The sequence below is a fragment of the Bacteroides fragilis genome (assembly GCF_019583405.1).
In the GTDB taxonomy this organism is placed as follows: Bacteria; Bacteroidota; Bacteroidia; order Bacteroidales; family Bacteroidaceae; genus Bacteroides; species Bacteroides fragilis_B.
The window spans coordinates 481,931-503,855 of the sequence record NZ_SZUU01000002.1; the positions used below are offsets into that span (position 1 = coordinate 481,931).

General features: G+C 46.8%; 16 protein-coding genes. 11 read left to right on the forward strand and 5 right to left on the reverse strand.

Translation table 11 applies throughout. From position 1 onward, the window contains the following. Nucleotides 1–17 precede the first annotated feature (17 nt). The 9 genes from FDF36_RS06505 (at nucleotide 18) to FDF36_RS06545 (ending at nucleotide 10,715) form a co-directional block, all read left to right on the forward strand. Nucleotides 18–932 (forward strand): OadG family transporter subunit, encoded by a 915-nt coding sequence (locus tag FDF36_RS06505; RefSeq protein WP_220390772.1) that lies wholly within the window; start codon nucleotides 18–20, stop codon nucleotides 930–932. Between the two features lie 25 nt (nucleotides 933–957). Further along, a complete protein-coding gene (locus tag FDF36_RS06510) occupies nucleotides 958–1,389 on the forward strand; it encodes a biotin/lipoyl-containing protein (RefSeq protein WP_220390773.1) in 432 nt (143 codons plus the stop codon). Nucleotides 1,390–1,391: 2 nt separating this feature from the next. After that, complete coding sequence (locus FDF36_RS06515; protein WP_005780630.1) at nucleotides 1,392–2,552, forward strand: sodium ion-translocating decarboxylase subunit beta; 1,161 nt, start codon at nucleotides 1,392–1,394, stop codon at nucleotides 2,550–2,552. Nucleotides 2,553–2,704: 152 nt separating this feature from the next. Beyond that, entirely contained in the window at nucleotides 2,705–4,039 is a 1,335-nt protein-coding gene (locus FDF36_RS06520; RefSeq protein ID WP_220390774.1) for a tetratricopeptide repeat protein, read from the forward strand. A gap of 17 nt (nucleotides 4,040–4,056) precedes the next feature. Further along, nucleotides 4,057–5,355, forward strand: coding sequence for a tetratricopeptide repeat protein (locus tag FDF36_RS06525; protein ID WP_220390775.1), 1,299 nt, complete (start codon nucleotides 4,057–4,059; stop codon nucleotides 5,353–5,355). Between the two features lie 166 nt (nucleotides 5,356–5,521). Continuing rightward, on the forward strand, nucleotides 5,522–7,372 hold the full coding sequence (locus FDF36_RS06530) for a glycoside hydrolase family 13 protein (protein ID WP_220390776.1): 1,851 nt from the start codon (nucleotides 5,522–5,524) through the stop codon (nucleotides 7,370–7,372). Nucleotides 7,373–7,592: 220 nt separating this feature from the next. Beyond that, on the forward strand, nucleotides 7,593–8,033 hold the full coding sequence (locus FDF36_RS06535; protein WP_005780636.1) for a MarR family winged helix-turn-helix transcriptional regulator: 441 nt from the start codon (nucleotides 7,593–7,595) through the stop codon (nucleotides 8,031–8,033). Nucleotides 8,034–8,047: 14 nt separating this feature from the next. Further along, nucleotides 8,048–9,115 (forward strand): HlyD family secretion protein, encoded by a 1,068-nt coding sequence (locus FDF36_RS06540; RefSeq protein ID WP_220390777.1) that lies wholly within the window; start codon nucleotides 8,048–8,050, stop codon nucleotides 9,113–9,115. Between the two features lie 4 nt (nucleotides 9,116–9,119). After that, nucleotides 9,120–10,715 carry an MFS transporter gene (locus FDF36_RS06545; protein ID WP_220390778.1) on the forward strand — a complete coding sequence of 532 codons (1,596 nt, stop codon included), beginning with the start codon at nucleotides 9,120–9,122 and terminating at the stop codon, nucleotides 10,713–10,715. Between the two features lie 94 nt (nucleotides 10,716–10,809). On the opposite strand, the gene FDF36_RS06550 is transcribed toward FDF36_RS06545, so the two are convergent. Next, on the reverse strand, nucleotides 10,810–11,814 hold the full coding sequence (locus FDF36_RS06550) for a class II fructose-bisphosphate aldolase (protein WP_005798895.1): 1,005 nt from the start codon (nucleotides 11,812–11,814) through the stop codon (nucleotides 10,810–10,812). A gap of 180 nt (nucleotides 11,815–11,994) precedes the next feature. Next, nucleotides 11,995–13,014, reverse strand: coding sequence for an endonuclease/exonuclease/phosphatase family protein (locus FDF36_RS06555; protein ID WP_220390779.1), 1,020 nt, complete (start codon nucleotides 13,012–13,014; stop codon nucleotides 11,995–11,997). 336 nt (nucleotides 13,015–13,350) lie between these two features. Here FDF36_RS06555 and FDF36_RS06560 point away from each other — a divergent pair, with 336 nt between their 5' ends. Next, nucleotides 13,351–13,602: a type B 50S ribosomal protein L31 gene (locus FDF36_RS06560; protein ID WP_005789565.1), complete on the forward strand. Its 252-nt coding sequence runs from the start codon at nucleotides 13,351–13,353 to the stop codon at nucleotides 13,600–13,602. A 396-nt stretch (nucleotides 13,603–13,998) separates the two neighbouring features. Then, nucleotides 13,999–15,525: a M48 family metallopeptidase gene (locus FDF36_RS06565; protein WP_193683429.1), complete on the forward strand. Its 1,527-nt coding sequence runs from the start codon at nucleotides 13,999–14,001 to the stop codon at nucleotides 15,523–15,525. Nucleotides 15,526–15,634: 109 nt separating this feature from the next. Here FDF36_RS06565 and FDF36_RS06570 read toward each other — a convergent pair whose 3' ends face one another. The 3 genes from FDF36_RS06570 to FDF36_RS06580 all read right to left on the reverse strand — a co-directional run bounded on the left by FDF36_RS06570 (nucleotide 15,635) and on the right by FDF36_RS06580 (nucleotide 21,920). Beyond that, nucleotides 15,635–18,493, reverse strand: coding sequence for an alpha-amylase family glycosyl hydrolase (locus tag FDF36_RS06570; RefSeq protein ID WP_220390780.1), 2,859 nt, complete (start codon nucleotides 18,491–18,493; stop codon nucleotides 15,635–15,637). 174 nt (nucleotides 18,494–18,667) lie between these two features. Further along, entirely contained in the window at nucleotides 18,668–20,266 is a 1,599-nt protein-coding gene (locus tag FDF36_RS06575; protein WP_220390781.1) for a SusE domain-containing protein, read from the reverse strand. A 34-nt stretch (nucleotides 20,267–20,300) separates the two neighbouring features. Beyond that, the gene (locus FDF36_RS06580) at nucleotides 20,301–21,920 is read right to left on the reverse strand and encodes a RagB/SusD family nutrient uptake outer membrane protein (RefSeq protein ID WP_220390782.1); all 1,620 of its coding nucleotides are present in this window, start codon (nucleotides 21,918–21,920) and stop codon (nucleotides 20,301–20,303) included. Nucleotides 21,921–21,925: the final 5 nt, after the last annotated feature.

Consider the following 21,925-nt stretch of genomic DNA (forward strand, 5'->3'; position numbering starts at 1 on the left):
AATAAAAATCGATTGTTATGAATAAAAAAAGAATCGGGATATTTATCGCTCTGCTGGCAATGGTTTGCATGGGGCTCAGGGCGCAAAGTGCCACCAGTCTGAGAATCAATGAAGTTTTGGTCATCAATGACCAGAACTATCAAGATGATTACGGACTGCACAATGCGTGGATAGAGATATTCAATACCTCTTTCGCTTCGGTAAATCTGGAAGGTTGCTTTCTGACGAACGATAAAAACAATCCGACCAAATATCCTATTCCCAAAGGCGACGTGCTGACTTTAATCAAGCCACGCCAACATGCTTTGTTCTGGGCAGACGGGATGCCTAACCGGGGTACGTTTCATGTAAACTTTACGCTCGATCCGGACAAAGAGAACTACATTGCTCTGTATGATTCCAACGGTAAAACTTTGATTGACGAGGTAACCATCCCTGCCGGTCAGCTTGCCGACCGTTCATACGCCCGTGAAAAAGACGGAAGTGCTAACTGGGTAGTAAAAGGTGGTGGAGAACATAGCTATGTCACTCCAAGCACCAACAATATGACTATCGACAAAAACCCGAAGATCGAGAACTTCAAAAAACACGACTCTATCGGTATTGGTATGGCCATCATTGCCATGTCAGTCGTATTCATTGGTTTGGTACTTTTGTATCTTTCATTCAAGGCGGTAGGTAATATCGCTGTCAGACTGGGTAAGAAAAACGCAATGAAAGCCACCGGTATCACCGACAAGACGGAAGCGAAGGAGAAGAACCTGGGTAGCCACACAGGTGAAGAGACTGCCGCTATCGCCATGGCTTTACACGAATACCTGAATGACGCTCACGACGTTGAAGACATGATTCTGACTATCAACAAAGTGAAACGCACCTACTCACCGTGGAGTTCGAAGATCTACACACTGCGTCAGACTCCGAGAAGATAATTACTAACCCTAATAAAATGAAGCAATGAAACAATATAAATATAAAATCAACGGCAACCTTTACAACGTTACAGTGAACGATGTAGAAGATAACATAGCCAATGTTGAAGTAAACGGAACCTCTTACAAAGTAGAGTTGGATACTCCCGTCAAAGCTGCTCCGAAACCGGTTACCCGTCCGGCAGCCGCTCCGAAAACCGAATCGGGAGCTCCGGTAGTGACCAAACAGCCGACAACTTCCAAGAGAGACGGCGTGAAATCTCCGCTGCCGGGTGTCATCCTCGACATTAAGGTGAAAGCAGGAGACACTGTCAAGAAAGGCCAGACTATCATCATCCTTGAGGCTATGAAGATGGAAAATAACATCAATGCCAATAAAGATGGAAAAGTAGCAGAAATTAAAGTTAATAAAGGAGATTCTGTACTTGAAGGTACAGACCTCGTAATCATTGAATAATTATGGGAGATTTCGTATCATTCTTAGGGAATAACCTTGTTGACTTCTGGGGATACACCGGTTTCGCAAACGCGACACCCGGACATCTTTTCATGTTGCTAATCGGTCTTTTCTTTATCTACCTTGCCGTAGCCAAAGAATTTGAACCGATGCTGCTGATCCCCATTGGCTTCGGTATTCTGATCGGTAATATTCCATTCAATATGGAAGCCGGATTAAAAGTGGGTATTTACGAAGAAGGTTCGGTACTGAACATCCTTTATCAAGGTGTAACCTCCGGTTGGTATCCGCCGCTTATTTTCTTAGGCATCGGGGCCATGACGGACTTCTCGGCACTGATCTCCAACCCCAAACTGATGCTGATCGGAGCTGCCGCACAGTTCGGTATCTTCGGCGCTTACATCATTGCCCTCCTCATCGGATTTGAGCCTAACCAAGCCGGTGCCATCGGTATCATCGGTGGTGCTGACGGACCGACGGCGATCTTCCTTTCGTCCAAACTGGCTCCGAACCTGATGGGTGCCATCGCCGTATCAGCCTATTCTTACATGGCACTGGTACCGGTGATACAACCGCCCATCATGCGTGCGCTGACCACTAAACACGAACGCCTGATCCGCATGAAACCACCAAGAATCGTATCGCATACCGAAAAAGTGATTTTCCCCATCGTGGGTCTGTTGCTCACTTGCTTCCTGGTTCCGTCGGGTCTGCCTTTGCTGGGTATGCTATTCTTTGGTAATTTATTGAAAGAAAGCGGTGTAACCCGTCGCTTGGCAAATACTGCCAGCGGTCCGTTGATCGATGTCATCACTATCCTGTTGGGACTGACTGTGGGAGCTTCTACCCAAGCCTCACAATTCCTCACCTGGGATTCTATCCTGATCTTCATCCTCGGTGCATTCTCTTTCATCATTGCCACTACCTCGGGTGTCTTGTTTGTGAAGTTCTTCAATCTCTTCCTGAAGAAAGGCAATAAGATCAATCCGCTGATCGGTAATGCAGGTGTATCTGCCGTACCCGACTCGGCGCGCATCTCACAAGTGGTCGGTTTGGAATACGATCCGACTAACTATCTGCTGATGCACGCTATGGGTCCGAACGTGGCGGGAGTAATCGGTTCAGCCGTAGCTGCCGGTATCCTGCTCGGATTCCTTATGTAGTTTAAAAGCTTTTTCATAAAATAGAATCGGGGCGTCTCTCTTTGCAAAAAGAGAGGCGCCTTGCATTTTACGTTAATCTATCTAAAAGAGATTACGAATCCTTCGTAGAAACAATATTTTTACTAACTTGCAGGCAATAAAACATACGCCCTATGAAAACAAAAGCTATGAAACCACTCATCTTTATTTTTTGCTTGTGTCTTAGCTCCATACTAACGGCACAGAACACGAATCAAAACAAAATTCAGGAAGCAATGGCAAACTATGATTACGAGACTGCCATTGAACTGATCAACAAAGAGAAGCCTACCATCCCGCTATTGATGCAGCAAGCCAAAGCCCTGAAAGGAATCGGCAACAACGCCGAGGCTCTCCGTGTCATCCGCCAAGTAATTACGGCAGATTCTACCAACCAACAGGCACACATCGAAGCCGCGGAATGTTGCAAAGCAATGGCTAAATATAACGATGCATTGGACTATTACCGGAAAACCATCACCTTGAATCCCAAGAACAAGTATGCCCGCTTGCAATTTATCAACTTGCTTTGCAATACGAAAAATTATGCCGAAGCTTTTGGAGAGAGCTCAATGATGTCCGAAACGGACAGTTCGGCCGTGGTACTCCACCTACAGGCACAGAGCCTTGAAGGAATGCAACAAATACTGCCTGCCATCGGCTGTTATGAAATCATTCAGGACAAATACCCGGACGACTATTTAGCAGCGGCCAAACTGGGAAATCTGAACATAGCGGCAGGATATCCCGAATACGCGATCAAAGCGACCGAACGCTACAGAGAACGGGATTCAACCAACCTGATCGTAAACCAGCAAAACGCACTTGCCTATTGTCGTGCCCAACAATACCCGATGGCCATCAAGCGTTACGAAAATCTATGCCAGCAGGGAGACAGCAGTACACAAACTTTATACTATCTGGGAATCAGCTATTACGCAGATGAATATTATTATGAAGCACACGCATGCTTCAGCAAACTGTACAAAGATATGGAAGAAGATCCGAACTTGCTCTATTATCTGGGACGATGTTGCGCCAAGACTTCCTGGAAAAAGGAAGGCATAGAACATCTGGAGAAAGCCATCGAACTTACCATCCCCAAAGACAGTACCATGATCCGTCTTTACAGAGGCTTGGTCGATTGCTGTAAACTGGCAAGAGACACACCCAAACAAATTCAGGCCCTCAAAGAGCTGTATAAATATGATAAGACGAACCATAAACTACTTTATGACATCGCCTGGAATTATTCATATCAGCTAAAAGACCACAAATCAACCGAACGTTATTTGCAGGCCTTCTTAAAGACCCGGAACAAAGATGCCAAAAAGGAGGAAGCCACCGCCGAAAAAGGAGAACTCGTTCTGGGACTTGAAAACTACTACAACGCTGCCGATAAGTGGCTGAAGGACTTACAGAAAGAAAAATTCTTCAACGAGGGAATACCGGAACAAAGCCCGAAATAACAAAACCTATATTTAATATGAAATACCTCCTGATCCTCCTCTGTCTGGGCTTCAATGCAGCATTGTCCGCTCAGAACGTAACTTCTATCCAGGAAGCAATGGCAAACTATGACTACAAAACGGCCATCAGACTGATCGATGGAGAAACTGCTTCATCGCAATTATTATTACAAAAAGCCAAGGCTTTAAAGGGATTGGGACACACTGCCGAAGCCTTGTCCACTTTACAACATATCATTTCCGAATTACCCGAAAATCAGCAGGCATTGATAGAAGCCGCTGAATGTTGCAGGCAACTGAGCAAGTACAACGAGGCCTTGGAATACTATCGGAAAGTTTTGAAGTTAAATCCGGAACATACTTACGCGCACCTGCAATACACCCGTCTACTATACAACCAGCAGCGATATGGAGATGCACTGCATGAAAGCGTCACATTGGCCAAGAAAGACAGTTCCGCTACCGTATTACGATTAATGGCAGAAAGTATGGAAGGACTTAACATGCCGATAGAAAGCATGTTATGTTACGTTTCCATCATCAGAAAATATCCTTCCGACTATCTGTCTGTTGCCAGATTGGGCAGCATACTCAATACAATGCAGGATTATGAAGGGGCAATCGCCCTGACAGAAGGATATCGTCAAATGGATAGTACCAATGTAGAGGTAAACCGACAGAACGCCCTGGCTTATTGTCTGCACAAAGACTACCCCATGGCAATCAAACGTTATCAAGATCTGACAAGCCAGGGAGACAGTACCCTGCTGACATGTTATTATCTGGGGGTCAGCTATTATGCCACGAAAGAATACTTTAAAGCACGCGATTGGCTGCTTAAAGCAAAATCCCGCCAGTCCCCCAGCGCCAACCTGCTCTACTACTTGGGACGCTCCTGCTCCAAGACTTTGTGGAAACAAGATGGGATTGAGTATCTGAATCAGGCCATCGACCAGACTATCCCCACCGACAGTATAATGGAACGTCTCTATTTCGGACTTGCGGATTGTTATAAAGAGGCCAAACAGACCCGCGAGCAGATAAAAGCAATCAAAGAACAATATAAGTATGCCCCCGACAGGCATATATTGCTTTATAACATGGCCTTTCTATCCGATAAACTCAAAGATACAAAAGCCACAGAGCGCTACTTGCAAGCTTTTTTACGAACAAAGTCCCAACAGAAGGCAATAGAGCTGCAACAAGATAGCGATGTCGAAGAAGAGGAGCCCGCACCTCGCATAGACTATTATAAAAGTGCCGCCAATAAACTGGAAAGTATCCGAAAGGAAAAATTCTTCAAAGGAGAAAAGTAGCTATCCAAAGTGGCTTTTGTGCACATTACAAATGCCCGATTCAGGCTTAAGCATCTCCTATGAAAACGTTTGCATAAATAGATGGCGGACAGTAAGGAAGAAAACAGGAATCAATCCGATGATTTATCCTATATTAGCAGCATCTAAATAATAACGAGCTAATATCATGAAAAAATTATTGTTCTTCTTAGGTTCTCTCTTACTTTCATTAAGTACTTATGCAGCCATGAATGTATCAAAAATCGATCCGCCCTTCTGGTTCACCGGCATGAACAATCCGGAACTCCAGTTAATGGTATACGGCGAAGGCATCGGCCAGGCATCCGTATCAGTAAACTATCCCGGAGTATCACTCAGCAGCGTCGTGAAGCTGGAAAGCAACAATTATCTGCTTGTCTATCTTCATCTCGATAAAGATGTTAAACCGGGGAAAATGCCTATTACATTCACTCTCGGAAAGAAAAAGCTGGTTAAGGATTACGAATTGAGAGCACGTAGCAAAGCAGGAGCCGACCACAAAGGCTTTGACGCATCGGATGCCCTATATCTGTTAATGCCGGATCGCTTTGCCAATGGAAACCCGGACAACGACCAGATAGAAGGCATGGCAGAATATAAAGTAGACCGCAATGACCCGAACGCCCGCCACGGCGGTGACCTCGCCGGTATTGAACAAAACCTGGACTACTTTACCGACCTGGGAGTGACCGCACTCTGGTTCACCCCGGTACTTGAGAATAATATGAAAGGCGGTTCGTACCACGGCTATGCCACGACCGATTATTACAAGGTAGACCCACGTTTCGGTACCAACGAAGAATATCGCTCGCTGATAGACAAAGCTCACAACCGGGGCATTAAAGTCGTAATGGATATGATCTTCAACCATTGCGGAGTAGAACACCCCTGGATCAAGGATATGCCTTCGAAGGACTGGTTCAACCACTCCGATTTTAAAGACAACTTCGTACAGACATCTTACAAACTGACTCCTCACGTAGATCCGTACGCCTCACAGTATGACTTCGACCAGATGAATGACGGTTGGTTTGTGGAAGCCATGCCCGACTTGAACCAGAAGAACCCTCACGTATACAAATATCTCCTGCAAAACAGTTTGTGGTGGATTGAATATGCCGATATCGACGGCATCCGGATGGATACTTACCCGTATGCCGACTACGATGCCATGAGCAACTGGATGAAGGAAGTGAATGAAGAATATCCCAACTATAACACGGTAGGTGAAACCTGGGTAACCGAACCTGCCTACACAGCCTGGTGGCAAAAAGATTCCAAACTCTCCGCCCCACGCAACAGTAACCTGAAAACTGTGATGGACTTCAGTTTCTTCGACAAAATCAACACAGCCAAGAATGAAGAGACCGACACCTGGTTCAAAGGTCTGGATCGGGTATACAACAACTTTGTATACGATTATCTGTATCCCGATCCCGCATCCGTGCTGGCTTTCATAGAGAATCACGATACCGACCGCTTTCTGGGTGAAGGTGAAAATCTCGACATGCTGAAACAGGCCTCTACCCTTTTGCTGACCACCCGGCGCATTCCGCAGCTCTATTACGGAACCGAAGTCATGATGAACGGAGTAAAGAGCAAAAGCGACGGTTATGTCAGAAAAGATTTCCCCGGCGGATGGGCCAATGATAAAGAAAACGCTCTTACTCCGGAGGGACGTACCAAACTACAGAACGAAAGCTATAACTTCTACCGCAATCTGCTGAACTGGCGCAAAGGCAACGATGTGATTGCCAAAGGCAGCATGAAACAGTTCATGGTTCAGCACGGTGTATATGCCTATGCACGCGAATATAACGGAAAAACAGTATTTGTCCTGTTGAACGGTACGGATAAGGAGGTGAAACTCCCTCTGAAATATTACGCTGAAGTACTGAAAGATAAAACTCAAGGCAAAGACGTCATTAGCGGAAAAATGATAATGCTGAACGAGGAACTGACAATGGCTCCACGCCAGTCAATGGTAATAGAGCTTTAGCCCCGTTCACCCCAAAGCAGGCTCGGGGTGTCAAAAGTCTTTTTACCACGGAGTAACACAGAGTAGCACAGAGTATTTACACTAATAATCAACAACTTAAATCACCTCTGTATTACTCCGTGTTACTCCGTGGTGAATTTTGTCACGAATAATAATAGTCAAACATTTGACTATTATCGAAGAATATCGCTACCTTTGCACCGACTAAAAGAATACAACGATGACAAACAACGAATCGGCACGCGAGCTTATTCTACAAATCCTGCGAACCCGGATGGCTTTCCGTCAAACCCTTCAACGGGTGCTCAAACGGCACAACGTAGATATGACCTTCGAAATGCTGCAAGTAATGAATTGCCTGTGGAACGAACAAGGCATCAGCCAGCAGTCTCTGGCAGAGAAAACGGCAAAAGACAAAGCTTGCCTGACTAACCTGATCAATAACCTGGAGAAAAAGAATTGGGTGATACGGAAAGAAGATTCATCCGACCGGAGAAACCGGCTGATTTTTCTTACAGCACAGGGCGAGGAACTTGCCCTTACAGTGAAACCGCTGATCAACGATATCTATACCCAAACGGGAATAGAGATGGAGGTCAGCCGGATAAACGAATGTACCGAAGATTTAAAAAGACTGTACGAAGTTCTCAACGAAATCTAAAATCAACTCAGGCCATGTCCACCCATCAAGCGAAACAAAAAGAATTAAGAAAGCTGAAGCACAGAAACATCTTTCTCAACACGGTATGCATATTATTAGCACTGGCAGGTATCTCGTGGACAGTAAACTATTTCTGGAAATATGCCCGCTACGAAATAACCAATGATGCCGTAGTGGACCAATACATCGCTCCGCTCAACATCCGGATACCGGGATATATCAAAGAAGTACGTTTCACCGAGCACCAGTATGTACATGCCGGCGACACGCTCCTGATTCTGGATGACCGTGAATACCGGATCCGACTCAAAGATGCGGAAGCCGCTTTGATGGATGCCTTAGGCTCTAGAGAGGTTTTGAACTCCGGCATCCGGACCTCAGGGGTGAACATTGCCGTACAGGACGCCAACATAGCCGAAACCCAAGCACGGCTTTCACAGCAGGAAGCCGAACTGAACCGATACACCCGGCTCCTGAAAAAACAGGCCATCAGCCAACAGGACTACGAACTGGCAAAAGCAAATTTTGAAGCGACCCGGGCACGTTACAATGCCCTCCTGCGCCAGAAAGAAGCCGCCCAATCGCAGTACTCTGAAACCAGTAAACGCAGTACCAGTGCCGAAGCCAATATCCTCCGTAAAGAGGCCGAAGTGGATATGGCTAAACTGAACCTGTCATATACCGTCGTCACCGCACCTTATGACGGATACATGGGACGGCGCACCCTTGAACCGGGACAGTTTGTACAAGGGGGACAGACTCTCTCGTATCTGGTACGAAGCAATGATAAATGGGTAACTGCCAACTATAAAGAGACTCAGATAGCCCACATCTACATCGGACAAAAGGTTCGCATTAAAGTAGATGCTTTCAGCGGCCGGACTTTTCATGGAACCGTCACGGCCATCTCCGAAGCCACCGGATCGAAGTACTCTTTGGTACCGACTGACAATTCGGCCGGGAACTTCGTCAAAGTGCAGCAACGCATTCCGGTTCGCATCGACCTTGATGATGCTTCAGCCGAAGAAATGGAATGCCTCCGTGCCGGGATGATGGTAGAAACAGAGGCGGTCCGCCCGTAGGCTTATGGTGAAGCTCAATCTGCCTACCCGCCCCTGGGTGCCTCAATGGTTGGGCATCATAACCATGTTTATTGCCATTTTTCCCATTACCCTCCTCAACGGTGCCTATACAGGCAGTATGGTCGAAGTATCAAATACGTTGGGTATACTGAGCGAAGATATTACGATGGCTTACTATTCAGCTTCTGTAGGGATGGCTGTGGCCTATCCTATTGTACCCAAAATACGTGCTATAGCCACTCCGAAAACCTTACTGCTTACCGATCTGTTGCTACAGATATTCTTCAGCCTGATATGTGCCAAAACAGGTAGTATGGATGTCATCATGGTATGTAGTTTCTGCATGGGCTTTCTTAAAGCTTTTGTCATGTTGGAGTTCATCATCCTGATCCGCCCGCTCTTCAGTCCCAAAAACATACGAAGTGAATTTTACGCCTACTTCTATCCCATTGTCTTCTCCGGAGGACAGTTGTCAATGGCTATCACGGCACAATTGGCCTATCATTATCAATGGCAGCACATGTACTATTTCGTCACCATCCTCCTGCTGATCGCCATTCTGTTTGTAATCTGTTTTTTCCGTTACGCACAACGTCCTGTTTACATCCCGTTCAAGGAGATAGACGGAAAGAGCATGTTTATCATTGCCTCTGCCTATCTGCTGACACTCTATACCTTCACTTATGGCAAAACACTCGACTGGTTCGCATCCCCTAAAATAAGAGTATACGCATTGATCATCCCTCTCCTGATAGCTCTTTTCATCTACCGGCAACGGACACAGCCGAAGCCTTTCGTCAGTCTGAAACCACTCTCCCTGCATAAATCCATTATCGGATACGGCTTCATGGTGCTCGCCATGTTTCTGACATCCACCAGTTCACTGGTAACCAACTACATGAACAGCATTATCCGAGTAGACAGCATTCATGCTAATTCGCTCAGTCTATGGTTGTTGCCCGGTTATGTTCTGGGAGCGATTATTTGTTTCTGGTGGTTTCGATGGCAACGATGGCGGTTTCGCTTCCTCATCTCAGGAGGTATGTTTTGTTACGTCATCTATCTGGCTATCCTCTACTTTGGTATCACCCCTTACGGGACTTACGAAATGCTCTATCTCCCCATCCTGTTCCGGGGAGTAGGGATGATGGTCATATTCATTGCGTTCGGTGTGTTTGTTGTCGAGGATTTAGACCCACGCCTAACGTTGTCTAATGCCTTCTTTCTGATTTCATTCCGTTCGGTATTGGCCCCGGTTCTGTCCGCTTCGTTCTTTAACAACATGCTCTACTATCTGCAGGCGAAAGGAATGAACATTCTTTCGGAAAACATGACGCTGACCAATCCGCTGGCCGAGCAGAAATACAATCAGGCATTAAGCAATGCCCTGACACAAGGACATGAATTCGGAGAAGCCGCGCAATTGGCAGCCAACAGCCTCTATTCCACTTTACAGCAACAATCCCTGTTGCTTGCCCTGAAAACATTGATCGGCTATGTACTGATACTGGCACTGGCGATTGCTATCATCGCAGCGTTCATTCCTTTCCATAAAACGCTGAAGGTAGCTGTAGTGAAGACGGGTGATGATATGGTATAATGAGAAGGGATACAAAAAAGCCACCCAATTGCTTGAGTGGCTTCTTAAAATATAAATTAAATCAAGTAAAACTTTTAAATACCAGATTTGGAATTTATTCAGCCAACTTGTTGTCAGAACCCAGCACATTGATAATTTTGTGCTTGTAGAGTTTTTCCATATTGTCGCGAGCCGGTCCCAGATATTTACGCGGGTCAAACTCTGCCGGCTTTTCTGCGAATACCTTACGGATAGCAGCAGTCATAGCCAAACGAGAGTCTGAGTCAATATTGATTTTGCAAACAGCAGACTTAGCGGCTTTACGCAGTTCTTCTTCAGGAATACCGATAGCAGCTTTCAGCGCACCACCAAATTGGTTGATAGTTGCAACTTCTTCTTCAGGAACTGAAGATGATCCATGAAGAACGATAGGGAATCCCGGAAGTTCTTTCATTACACCGTCCAATACGTCGAATGCCAACGGAGGAGGAACCATACGGCCGGTCTTCGGATCAATGTGGCACTGTTCCGGAGTAAATTTGTAAGCACCGTGAGAAGTACCGATAGAGATAGCCAATGAATCGCAACCTGTTTTAGTAACGAAATCGACTACTTCATCCGGTTCAGTATATGTGTGGTGGTCAGAAGAAACTTCGTCTTCTACACCTGCCAATACGCCAAGTTCACCTTCTACGGTTACATCGAACTGGTGAGCGTATTCAACAACTTTCTTAGTCAGGGCAACGTTTTCGTCGTAAGGAAGGTGAGAACCGTCGATCATTACAGAAGAGAAGCCTGAGTCGATACAGCTTTTACAAGTTTCGAAAGTATCTCCGTGGTCGAGGTGCAAAACGATTTCAGGATTTTTGCAGCCGAGTTCTTTTGCATATTCTACAGCACCCTGAGCCATGTAACGCAACAATGTAGCGTTAGCATACTGACGAGCACCTTTTGATACCTGCAAAATAACCGGAGACTTAGTTTCTACAGCAGCCTTGATGATAGCCTGCATCTGTTCCATATTGTTGAAGTTGAATGCAGGGATTGCATATCCACCCTTGATAGCCTTAGCAAACATATCTCTAGTGTTTACCAGACCTAAATCTTTGTAATTAACCATTTTGTTTAAAAGTTTATTGTTAGTGAATTAAAAATTCTATGCAAAAGTAAGAATAATCCTTTGAATAGAGAAGCCCTCAGGCGGAAATATCCGTTTGAGGAGCGCAATTCAATTCTATTTCAAATAATTTCCCATCCTTTAAGAGCTGTTTGTAATGTCTACGTAGCAAATAAAGGTTTGTTATTGTTTCTTCATATATATAATGGTGGGTAAATGATCGCTGTAACCATCCAACCACACTTTACCGCCATACGTACGCAAGGGTGAACCTTTATATTTGCCATCCTGCTGAAACAGATATTCGCGCATGAAAACTTCATTGTGATCATATTTCAATCCTTTTGTCGCTTGAAGCAAACTGGGTGAAAGAATAATCTGATCGAACAGGTTCCATTTGCCGCGATAGAGCAAAGTGCCTACTCCCTTATCTTCCAGCGTCACCCACCAAGGATTATAAAGGTCATCTTCAGTCATATCCTCGATGTGTTTCTTTGCCCCCAGCACGGCAAGGCTCAAATCCATCGGATCATCGTTGAGGTCGCCCATGATGATCAATTTCAAGTCCGGATCCGAATGCATCAGCGAGTCCTTCAACGCCTTCACCTGCATAGCGGCGTGCATGCGTACCGGTTCCGCCGCTCCCCGAGAGGGCCAGTGGTTGACTATCAGGCAGACTTTATCACCCGCCAGCTCACCACCTACAATCAGGAATCCACGGGTTTTGTGGATGGTATCTCCCTCGAAAGGAGTGGAAAGCACCAATGCCGTCGCATGGGGAGTGAATTGTTTGGGATCATACAGCAAAGCGCAGTCGATGCCCCGTTTATCAGGTCCTTCATAGTGTATGTAACGATAACCTCCGGCAGCCAGTTCGGGTTGACGAATCAGATCTTCGAGAACACGTCGGTTCTCTACCTCCGCCACACCGATTGCAGCAGGTCCTGCCGGTACTTTATCACGCGAAAGTTCGCCCAGCACCTTGGACAGATTTTTCAGTTTCGAACGATATTTCTCCGAGTTCCACCCCTTTGCCGCATCCGGAAGATATTCATAATCGTTTTTTCCCGTATCATGAATGGTATCAAACAGATTCTCAAGATTGTAAAAAGCTACGCTGTACAGTCCGTCCGCATGATCCTGTGCCCGGCCACCGACCGCCAGCAACAATAAAAAGTTGAATACAATAATTAGTTTCTTCATATATTTATTTTTGAGTTCACCACAGATTACACGGATTAGCACAGATTAAAGATCTATTTCATTGAAAATTGAAGAATTTGTGCTAATCCGTGTAATCTCTGTGGTGAATGTGATTCATTTCTTGCCTGTTTAAAGTCCTTTTTTAGGTTTAAAACCAACAAAACTTAACCCATCACCCCTGCAAAAGTCTTAAAAAAAAGCGAGAATACGACTTTTTTTCCAAAACTTTTTTCCTAAGAAACAAAAAAGCATTATCTTTGCGACCTGAAAAATGACCATTACACTATTCTTACCAAATAGTAAAACGATATAATAATTTAAAAAACGAATATTAAAATGAAAAAAGGTCTTCATCCTGAATCATACCGTCCGGTAGTATTCAAAGATATGTCAAACGGTGATATGTTTTTGTCTAAATCAACTGTAGCTACAAAAGAGACCATCGAATTCGAAGGTGAAACTTATCCGTTACTGAAAATCGAAATCTCTAACACTTCTCACCCGTTCTATACAGGTAAATCTACATTGGTAGATACAGCCGGACGTGTTGACAAGTTCATGAGCCGTTACGGTAACCGTAAGAAATAATAGGTCGGATCATCCGATTGATAAAAAATAAGCTGCCCCAATATTGAGGCAGCTTATTTTTTGCCCTAAAGCCACTCTGCAAAAGAAACTGCTCCCCAAAACATACGGAATAAAATCCATCCCCTGTTTTATCTTGACAGTAGCCAATGGGCGAATAGAAAAATACCGGAAAGGATCTGCCATACGCCACTCCGGCATGGAGAAAGAGATCATGGAAATTATTCTCCCAAATCCCTCACCTACAGAAGTATCAAAGTAAAAACAGCTTTCCAGAAGCAGTATATGCTTTTATAGGGAAAACCCTATGGCACAATAGGAGAAAAATCTATGCCGGAGGAAACTTCTTTTGTATCTTCGTAACATCTAAATAATAAATTTACTAAAAAAGATACGACTATGAAACGACTTGCTATTCTGTTTGTGCTTGTTCTGACATCGTGCATCCTGTATGCCAGAAGTGGAAAAGGGGATAATCTCAGCGGTCCTATCGCGCTGAAAGGCGAATTGACGGAGAAATATCAAAACTACTCAAAAGGGACTCCGGTCGTCATACGCGGAGTGCGAAAGATGAGAATTTCGCCCAACGATGCGGTGGGCATCACTTACGGAGTGGAAATCGACGGACTGCAATATCCTATCGGAGAGGAAGAAGCCAACAAAATCATCCGGTTGAAACCGGAAACGGTTCTTGAGTACTGGCAGGGGATTTACCTGTCCCAAGGCATGTACGATTACTACGACCGGAAAGGATACCGCTATGACATGCGGCAAGAGCTGGACGAGGAGTGCCTGGACTATCTGGACAAATTAAATGAAATCAGTTATAAAGACGCTTACATCGAGGATTACGTACAAGCCATTTTTGCCAAAGTCAATCCGGGAGAGGTGGATTCCAAACGTCCGGAACGCCTGAATGTACGCATCATCCAGTCGCCCGAACCGGATGCTTATATGTTGCCCAACGGTGCTATGCTGGTAAGTACCGGTTTACTGTGCACACTCGACTCCGAAGAGGAACTGGAAGCCGTCATTGCCAACGAAATGGTTCACTTCATCCTCGATCATCAGGTGAACAACGTGTCACGTGCCGAAACCCGTGCCAAACGTGCCGCTTTCTGGGCAGACGTGCTCGGTACGGTAGCCATGGCAGCCGATGACACCAACTGGATGTACGGATACGACGAACGGGTGGGCGCCATTGAACTGGCCGCCAGCATCGGAACCATTGCGGCATTGGTCAACGTACGGACAGTAAACCGCCTGGGAATGGATTACAACAGCAAGCAAGAGATACAGGCCGACCGGATTGCAAGAGACTATCTGGCGTTCAAAGGATTGAACCCCGATGCATTATCTTCGGCTATCGCAAAAATAAAAGATTTCTATGGTTCAACGCACCGTTACAACAACCTGACACGATATGACAGCTATGCACGACTGAAAGAACGACTTGCCAAACTGGGAGAAAAAGAAAGCATCCACAGCCATGCTTATCAGAAAGCGACATCGGATATCGTAACGTTCAACGCAGCCATGTACCAGGGAGACAAACGCTACAAAATGGCCGAACAGCTTGTATGCAAGAACATAGACAACAAGGTGGCTTCGGACCACGATTACGTAATTCTGGTGAAAGCACGCATGGCACAGGAAAACACTCCCGAAAGCAATGAATCTTGCCTGAAACTGCTGGAGAAAGCCAAAGAGCTCGCTACCGCCCGCAACCTGGACATCAACAAACAGGAGATCCTGCTGCTGATGCGCATGAACAAACAGGTAAAGGCTGCCGATAAGCTGAAGGAATACAGGGATCTACTGATGCAATACCAACAGCAGAACGCGCTCGGATCAGAAGAATCCGGATGGATCGGTGAAGAGATGAACTGGACAGAGAAGATGCTGTCGAAGATCAGCCTGCTGTAAAACCCAGTCACCAATATTTCAAAGGGTGTAGCCACAGCGGTCGGATGGCTACACCCTTTGTTGTGTATGGCTACACCTTCCGGAACAGAGGGTGTAGCCCTTTTTATAATCAGAAGTTAGTATAGATGCGACATCCATGGGCAGGTATCGTCAGGCCGGTCTGCATCGAGGTCACATGGAGTTTCGTACCATTCAGATATTCCGTCCAGACTCCCGTTGCCGGGAAGGTAGTGATTGCCTCTATCGGCTTAGCCGTGAAATTGCCCACCACCACCAACTTCTTGCCGTTGGCTGCCTCGAGGGTGAGAAAACGTCCTCCGGTCCAGTTGGCCGTCTTCACCAGCCAGGAAAACGTGGCTCCGGGATCAAAGAGTTCAGTATGTTCCCTCCGCAGTTTCAACAGCTTTGCGTACGTATCACACAATTCTTTCCGGGCTCCATTATCCAGATATTCCCAATGCAGGGGTTTCTTACCGGTCCGCCCTCCCTCTTCAATCGATACATCATATCCCATTTCACCAAACTGCCAGACCATCTTAGGCCCGGGTGCCGTGAAAAAGAATGAAGCATTCGTGGCAAGCTGTTTCATACGGGCATTCAGATCCGATTTTAAAGGCTCCCCGCTGTAAGCAATCTGCTTGAAGGCTGTCCGTTCTTCGTCATGGCTTTCCATAAAACCAACCCATCCTCCGTAGGGCATGGTAGTTCCGAAAGTGACCAACGGAGTAAAATCACTGTCCGACTGATAGCCCATTGCCGACTGGCAATAAGCATTGTTCAGGTTGCGCCAAAGCTGCATGCCCTCTTCCGCCAACTCGCTCTCCTCTTTTTCGTCACAGAAATGCTCAAGGATGACGACAGCCTGCGGATTCACTTCACGAATTGCCCCGTTATAATCTTTCAGGATGGCAATACGCGAAGCATCATATTTTCCGGCGGTGGCCTCCGTACTGCTGTTCTGCGTGAATCCCTTCGTCATGTCGAAACGGAAACCATCGATGTGATACTCTTCCAGCAGGAACTTCAGATTCCGTTTTACAAATGCACGCACCAAGGGCGATTCATGGTTGAAATCGTGGAAGACACCGTAAGGATGGGGCTCTTTCACATTAAACCAGGGGTTATCGGCTGCCGTACGGTTGTTTTTGGTATCCCAATACAAACGGGCAAAAGGATGCGAACCACTGGCATGGTTGTAGACCACATCAAAAAGGACAGCCATACCCGCTTCGTGGCATTTATCGATGAAAGCCTTATACATGCGGTCCGTACCGTAAGCCTTGTCCAGAGCGAAATAGAAACAAGGATTGTATCCCCAACTGTCGTTTCCGTCGAACTCCTGCACTGGCATCAGCTCGACGGCATTGAAGCCCAGACTTTTCAGATACCCTATCTTCTCCATCGCCCCGTTCAGGTCTCCTGTAGCAGTGAAGTCGCGCAACAACAGTTCGTAGATCATCAGGTTCTCTTTATCGGGTATCCGGAAGTTTTTGACCTTCCAGTCATAAGCATCCTCCCGTATCTTGAACACAGAAGCAATGCCGACAGCCCCCGAAGGATACTCTTTCGCATCGGGATAGGTAGAAGAGGAAATGTATTTATCATTATCCGGATCGAGTATCTTACGGCTGTAAGCATCGGCCAGACGAAGGGTCTCCCCTTCCCTCGTACCTACATAATACTGAAAAGCATATTCACGGGCGGGCTGAAGTCCGGTCAGCGTAATCCACCAGCACCCCGCAGCGTCATCCCGGTTCATCTGGCTGTTGCTTTCATTACTCAGTTTCCAGTCATTAAAGTCGCCCACGACATGTGCAAAGTCCTTATGTCCTCCCTTTTTGTCTTTATCATACAGCACCAGTGTGACAGTCGACGGGTCCACCGGATTGATGCCTTCCTGCAAACCGCCGGGCATGGAGGCATATTTGACAGCCGCCGGCTCAAAAGGTTTGTACAAACGATCGGTAACAGTGACAAACGAGTCCCCGTCCAGTCCCTTTTTGCTGCCGTCGGCACTGCGGATGACGATGCCCAGCTGCCGGACCGGAGTCTCGCCCGAACCGAACCATTGGCGTATCGAAGGCTCCAGCGTAATGCTCCAGATATTATCTGCCACCCGGTTCATTTTGCACTTGTCCACATTGGTATTCCAGTCCGCAGGCACATGCATCCAGCTCCCTTCCGACACCACTCCCGCATGTACATAAACATCACCCGTATAGTCATAAAGCGGAGAATCCTTCGTTGCTTTAAAGTACAGGGTGAGTGAGAGATCGGCATCCGGAGCCCCGGGCCGGAAACTCAGCCCGTCGTCACAGCTCCCCTCCTGTGTGATCCGGAGCTTTTCCGAAAGGCTGCCGCTCCTGATCACAATCTCTCCTTCACGCCCGGCCGGCTCCTGATTGGGAGCCACCGCAAAAGTCAGGTTAGCAGACACCAACCCGCGGGTATTGACCAGAGAAATCCAACTACGGTCCGCTTCCGGGATTTCGACCTCAAATGCGATATTGGCTTTTACTTCCACCTGCACATTTCCTCCTTCTTTGCCTATTTCGAAGTGGGAGGCCGTCAGTGTCAGCGCATCTTTCTGCTTTTGTGAAACGGTAAAGCTCTTTTCAATTCCTCCTGTCACCAAGGTCAGTTTCACGCTCCGGCTGTCATAACCGGTGTTTTCCTGTGTACTGACAGTGACGGAAGCGTCGCCCGCCCCACCCGAAGACGGGGTCACCGTACACCAGTCTGCCGCCGTACGTGTATCCGCACCGGTCAGCGAGATCCGCCACGGACGCCCTGCCGAGAACGACAAAGTCCGTGTTCCAGAAGTAGCGGGAAAGTCAATGCCTTGCTCAAAATAAGTTTCACTATCAGACGAAAGGATCAGAGAATCGGTTTCTTCTTCATCCGACGAACAACCGAAACCAATCAGCGGAAGCAGGAGGAGCAGAAACGAAAAAGATAAATATTTCATAGATTAAAAGGTATTATTGTATATAAAAAGAAGAGAGGGGTATATAAAAATTCACCACAGAGGGTACAGCGTAACACAGAGTCGATTTTTATGTCACTGATTATCGACATGAATACTCTGTGTTACCCTGTGTTCTCTGTGGTGAGAAAATTACCTGTGGTAAAAAATACAGGATTATTTCTTAGTCATGGTAGCCGTTTTGGCATCCGGATTCAGTACAATGGTATAAGTTCCGGCTGTCACCTTCATATTGTCACCATCCTGAGTCAGTGCTCCCAGAGTGCCGCCCAGATTGACAGTCCATGCCCCATCCCATCTGAACTTCATCTCACCGGCCACCAGAACAACGTCCACCGACCAGAGTTTGGTTGCCGGATCATAGTTCATCAAGGTTCCTTTATCCCATCCGCCGGGCGTGGCATCACCGATCACTTCCCATCCGGTCTTAGTCAACGAGGCTGTCAGCTTCTTCATATCGGCACCTACCCGATAGTAACCGGCTGTTTCAATCTTGATGTTATCCCCACCTTCAGGTTTCAGGGTAAATGTCCCTACATTCTTATCTCCATCCCAATTGATAGAACCTTCCAGACCTATCTCTGTACCAGCATCCCAGAATTTAAATTCGGTATTGGCATCAAAATAATGCGTTCCGGTATAGATAAAGTCGCGGGCAGCAGATTGCACTTTGTAACAATCATCTTTAGTAGCGTCCCATCCCTGATAGCTTCCCGGCAATGCCATTTCCGCACTCGACAATTCAATGGTAGTTTCTACCATACTATAAGAATATTTACCGGCATTTGTCAGATTCATAGTGATCACATATGGACTGGCTTTCAACACCTTAAAATTATTAGGTCCTGCCACCAGTTCGCCTTCAAGTTCGGACTCCTTACCGGATACCGCTCCGTAGTTATCGGAATCCCAGCTATTGTTCGACCTGAATTTAAACTCTTTGTCAAGCAACGAAGTAGTCACCGTCCATAAGCGGGTGGTGGCGTCATAGTCCATTTGCGTATCTTTATCCCAACCACCGGAAGTAGCGTCTCCCACCACTCCCCATACAAGGGGCCCGCTCTGTTCTACCTTACCTCCGGCATCTACCTTGATTCCGTAAAATCCTTTTTTCGCAACCGTCAGGTCCTTTGCCAGAACCTTGGTAAGATCACTTCCGTCCACAATGGCATACGAAGCGCCGTCCGCGTCAAAGTTGGCATATCCCTGATACACCCCGTCGCCATCCGGGTCGCCCAGGAGGCAAGCATTCATATAGTCCCAGTCGGGATAACCCACGGCCACATAAGCAAATTTCCAGTCAACCGCATTCGGATCAAAAGGAGTAGCCTTGAAAGTAATCGAGTTCGAAGCCGGATCAGCTGTCAAGTCATACGCCTTAGAAGTCAGCGTAATCGTAAAGTTATAAGTCTGTCCCGGATAAGCGCCCACTTTGGCCATCATAGCGTTCATCTGCGCATTGGTAAACTTCAGGACGGTAGCCCCGGTTTCACCTAATAAAACGGTTTTCGCATTCGCGTCATTCGTCAGCGTAACGTCATAGTTCACCACTGCCTTCACTCCATAGTCCGCCGGCGTCCACTTAATCTCGGGGAACTCCGCCGCAGCATTTTCATCGTTGAAAGTAAAGTCGCTTTGAGAGAAAGGCTCAAAAGCAGAGGCTTTCTGCAACTCCATGACGGGCGACTTCTCGTCTTCGCAAGCCGTAAAAGCCAGGAGCCCTAACAACAGTGTATAGAAATATATTTTTTTCATAATCTTATTCGTTGTTTTTAATGGTCATTCGATTTTAGTATCCTTCATTCTGCTTGAGATTCGTGTTAGAACCGATATCGTCTGACGGAATCGGGAACACGTTGTAGAAGCTCTCTACAGCCTTACCTTTGGCTGCACCGCCCTTCCAGGGCCATACATAACCGGCAGTAGTAAACAGTCCGAAACGTACCAGGTCTGTACGGCGTTGTCCTTCGAAAAAGAATTCACGTCCCCGCTCGTCAATGATGAAGTTCAATGTCAAATCGGAATCGGAGATAGGAGCCAGCGTTTTATCACTGTAAGCTCTTTTACGCAGATCGTTCACATAACGGAGAGCAGTAGCTCTGTCGCCACCCTGACCGCCTCTGAGCACAGCTTCCGCATACGTCAGGTAGATCTCACCCAGACGGAAGAGCGGGAAGTCAACGTAAGCTTCCTTAGAAGGAGGCAGCGTTCCATCCTTATTCACGTTGAAATATTTGGTAACAGGAATACCATTATTCTGGAATGTATTTTCGTCAATAATTTCAATACTGGTCGTCAGATCGGTACGAAGCATTGCCTTACGGGTATCCGCATCGCTGCTGCTCTCTTTAAGGAACAGGTTGTAGAGTGAAGATTTTGCCCTCACACCCTGCCATGCTCCTTTGGCGTTGACTTCATCCTGAGTTGCCGTAGCCCCCCAACATAAGAAGGCGGTCATACCACCCCAGGTCATCGTCTGGTCGCCTTCATAGCGTACAGGGAAGATCATTTCGTTAGACAAGTGATTGTCTGCCTTGAACATATCCACATAAACAGGTTCCAACTGATAGCCCGTTTCGATCACTTTCTTTGCATACGTGATACATTCGGTGTATTTGTTCAGGCCGACGTAAGTCTCCGCATTGAGGTACAAGCGTGACAAGAGTGCCCATGCGGCAGCCTTGTTGGCATGTCCGTAGTCCTGGCTGTATCCCACTGTCGGTTCCGACATATCTTCCACACACTCAGTCAGTTCTTTCTCGATCCAGTTGAACAGGTCGGCAGCCATGATCTGCTTCGGCGGAATGCTTCCGATCGGGCTGTTTTCGTCTACAAACGGTACATTGCGATACAAATCGAGCGCATACTCATAGCTCAATGCACGCAGGAAACGGGCTTCGGCACGCCATGTCTTGATCGAGGCTTTCAGTGAAGCGTCGCAACCGCGGGCATCCAGTTTATCTTCGGTCGTTTCGCGCAGATAGGCGTTGGCTACGTTGATCTGATAGAACAGGCGGTAATATGAACCCTTGATCCACGGACTGGATGCACCCCAGGAGATGTGGTTGAATTCAGGGATACCGGGGTCGTTCCATGCACAGTGTGCGATGTCCGAAGGCAGATCCTGCATATTCCACAATACACGGAGGAAGGAAGCCTGGCTACCGCCGTCGATACCTACCACATCCTGATCGGAGTCACCTCCGCTGTTACCACCGATGGCCATACCCGCATAAATCTTAGCAAGGCTCTGTTCATAGGCTAAAGGCTCGTTCCCGAAAACAACGTCGGAAACCAATTCGTCTTTGTCCAGTGGAACCGTATCGAGGTCGTTCACACAAGACGCTACTCCTAACATCATTCCCAGCAATGCACAGGGAAGAAGATATTTAAATTTTATTGTTTTCATGTTTT

Excerpts from the sequence above, each read along its gene's own strand:
- FDF36_RS06505 (WP_220390772.1), top strand. The coding sequence starts at position 18 with ATGAATAAAAAAAGAATCGGGATATTTATCGCTCTGCTGGCAATGGTT.
- FDF36_RS06510 (WP_220390773.1), top strand. The coding sequence starts at position 958 with ATGAAACAATATAAATATAAAATCAACGGCAACCTTTACAACGTTACA.
- FDF36_RS06515 (WP_005780630.1), top strand. The coding sequence starts at position 1,392 with ATGGGAGATTTCGTATCATTCTTAGGGAATAACCTTGTTGACTTCTGG.
- FDF36_RS06520 (WP_220390774.1), top strand. The coding sequence starts at position 2,705 with ATGAAAACAAAAGCTATGAAACCACTCATCTTTATTTTTTGCTTGTGT.
- FDF36_RS06525 (WP_220390775.1), top strand. The coding sequence starts at position 4,057 with ATGAAATACCTCCTGATCCTCCTCTGTCTGGGCTTCAATGCAGCATTG.
- FDF36_RS06530 (WP_220390776.1), top strand. The coding sequence starts at position 5,522 with ATGAAAAAATTATTGTTCTTCTTAGGTTCTCTCTTACTTTCATTAAGT.
- FDF36_RS06535 (WP_005780636.1), top strand. The coding sequence starts at position 7,593 with ATGACAAACAACGAATCGGCACGCGAGCTTATTCTACAAATCCTGCGA.
- FDF36_RS06540 (WP_220390777.1), top strand. The coding sequence starts at position 8,048 with ATGTCCACCCATCAAGCGAAACAAAAAGAATTAAGAAAGCTGAAGCAC.
- FDF36_RS06545 (WP_220390778.1), top strand. The coding sequence starts at position 9,120 with ATGGTGAAGCTCAATCTGCCTACCCGCCCCTGGGTGCCTCAATGGTTG.
- FDF36_RS06550 (WP_005798895.1), bottom strand. The coding sequence starts at position 11,814 with ATGGTTAATTACAAAGATTTAGGTCTGGTAAACACTAGAGATATGTTT.
- FDF36_RS06555 (WP_220390779.1), bottom strand. The coding sequence starts at position 13,014 with ATGAAGAAACTAATTATTGTATTCAACTTTTTATTGTTGCTGGCGGTC.
- FDF36_RS06560 (WP_005789565.1), top strand. The coding sequence starts at position 13,351 with ATGAAAAAAGGTCTTCATCCTGAATCATACCGTCCGGTAGTATTCAAA.
- FDF36_RS06565 (WP_193683429.1), top strand. The coding sequence starts at position 13,999 with ATGAAACGACTTGCTATTCTGTTTGTGCTTGTTCTGACATCGTGCATC.
- FDF36_RS06570 (WP_220390780.1), bottom strand. The coding sequence starts at position 18,493 with ATGAAATATTTATCTTTTTCGTTTCTGCTCCTCCTGCTTCCGCTGATT.
- FDF36_RS06575 (WP_220390781.1), bottom strand. The coding sequence starts at position 20,266 with ATGAAAAAAATATATTTCTATACACTGTTGTTAGGGCTCCTGGCTTTT.
- FDF36_RS06580 (WP_220390782.1), bottom strand. The coding sequence starts at position 21,920 with ATGAAAACAATAAAATTTAAATATCTTCTTCCCTGTGCATTGCTGGGA.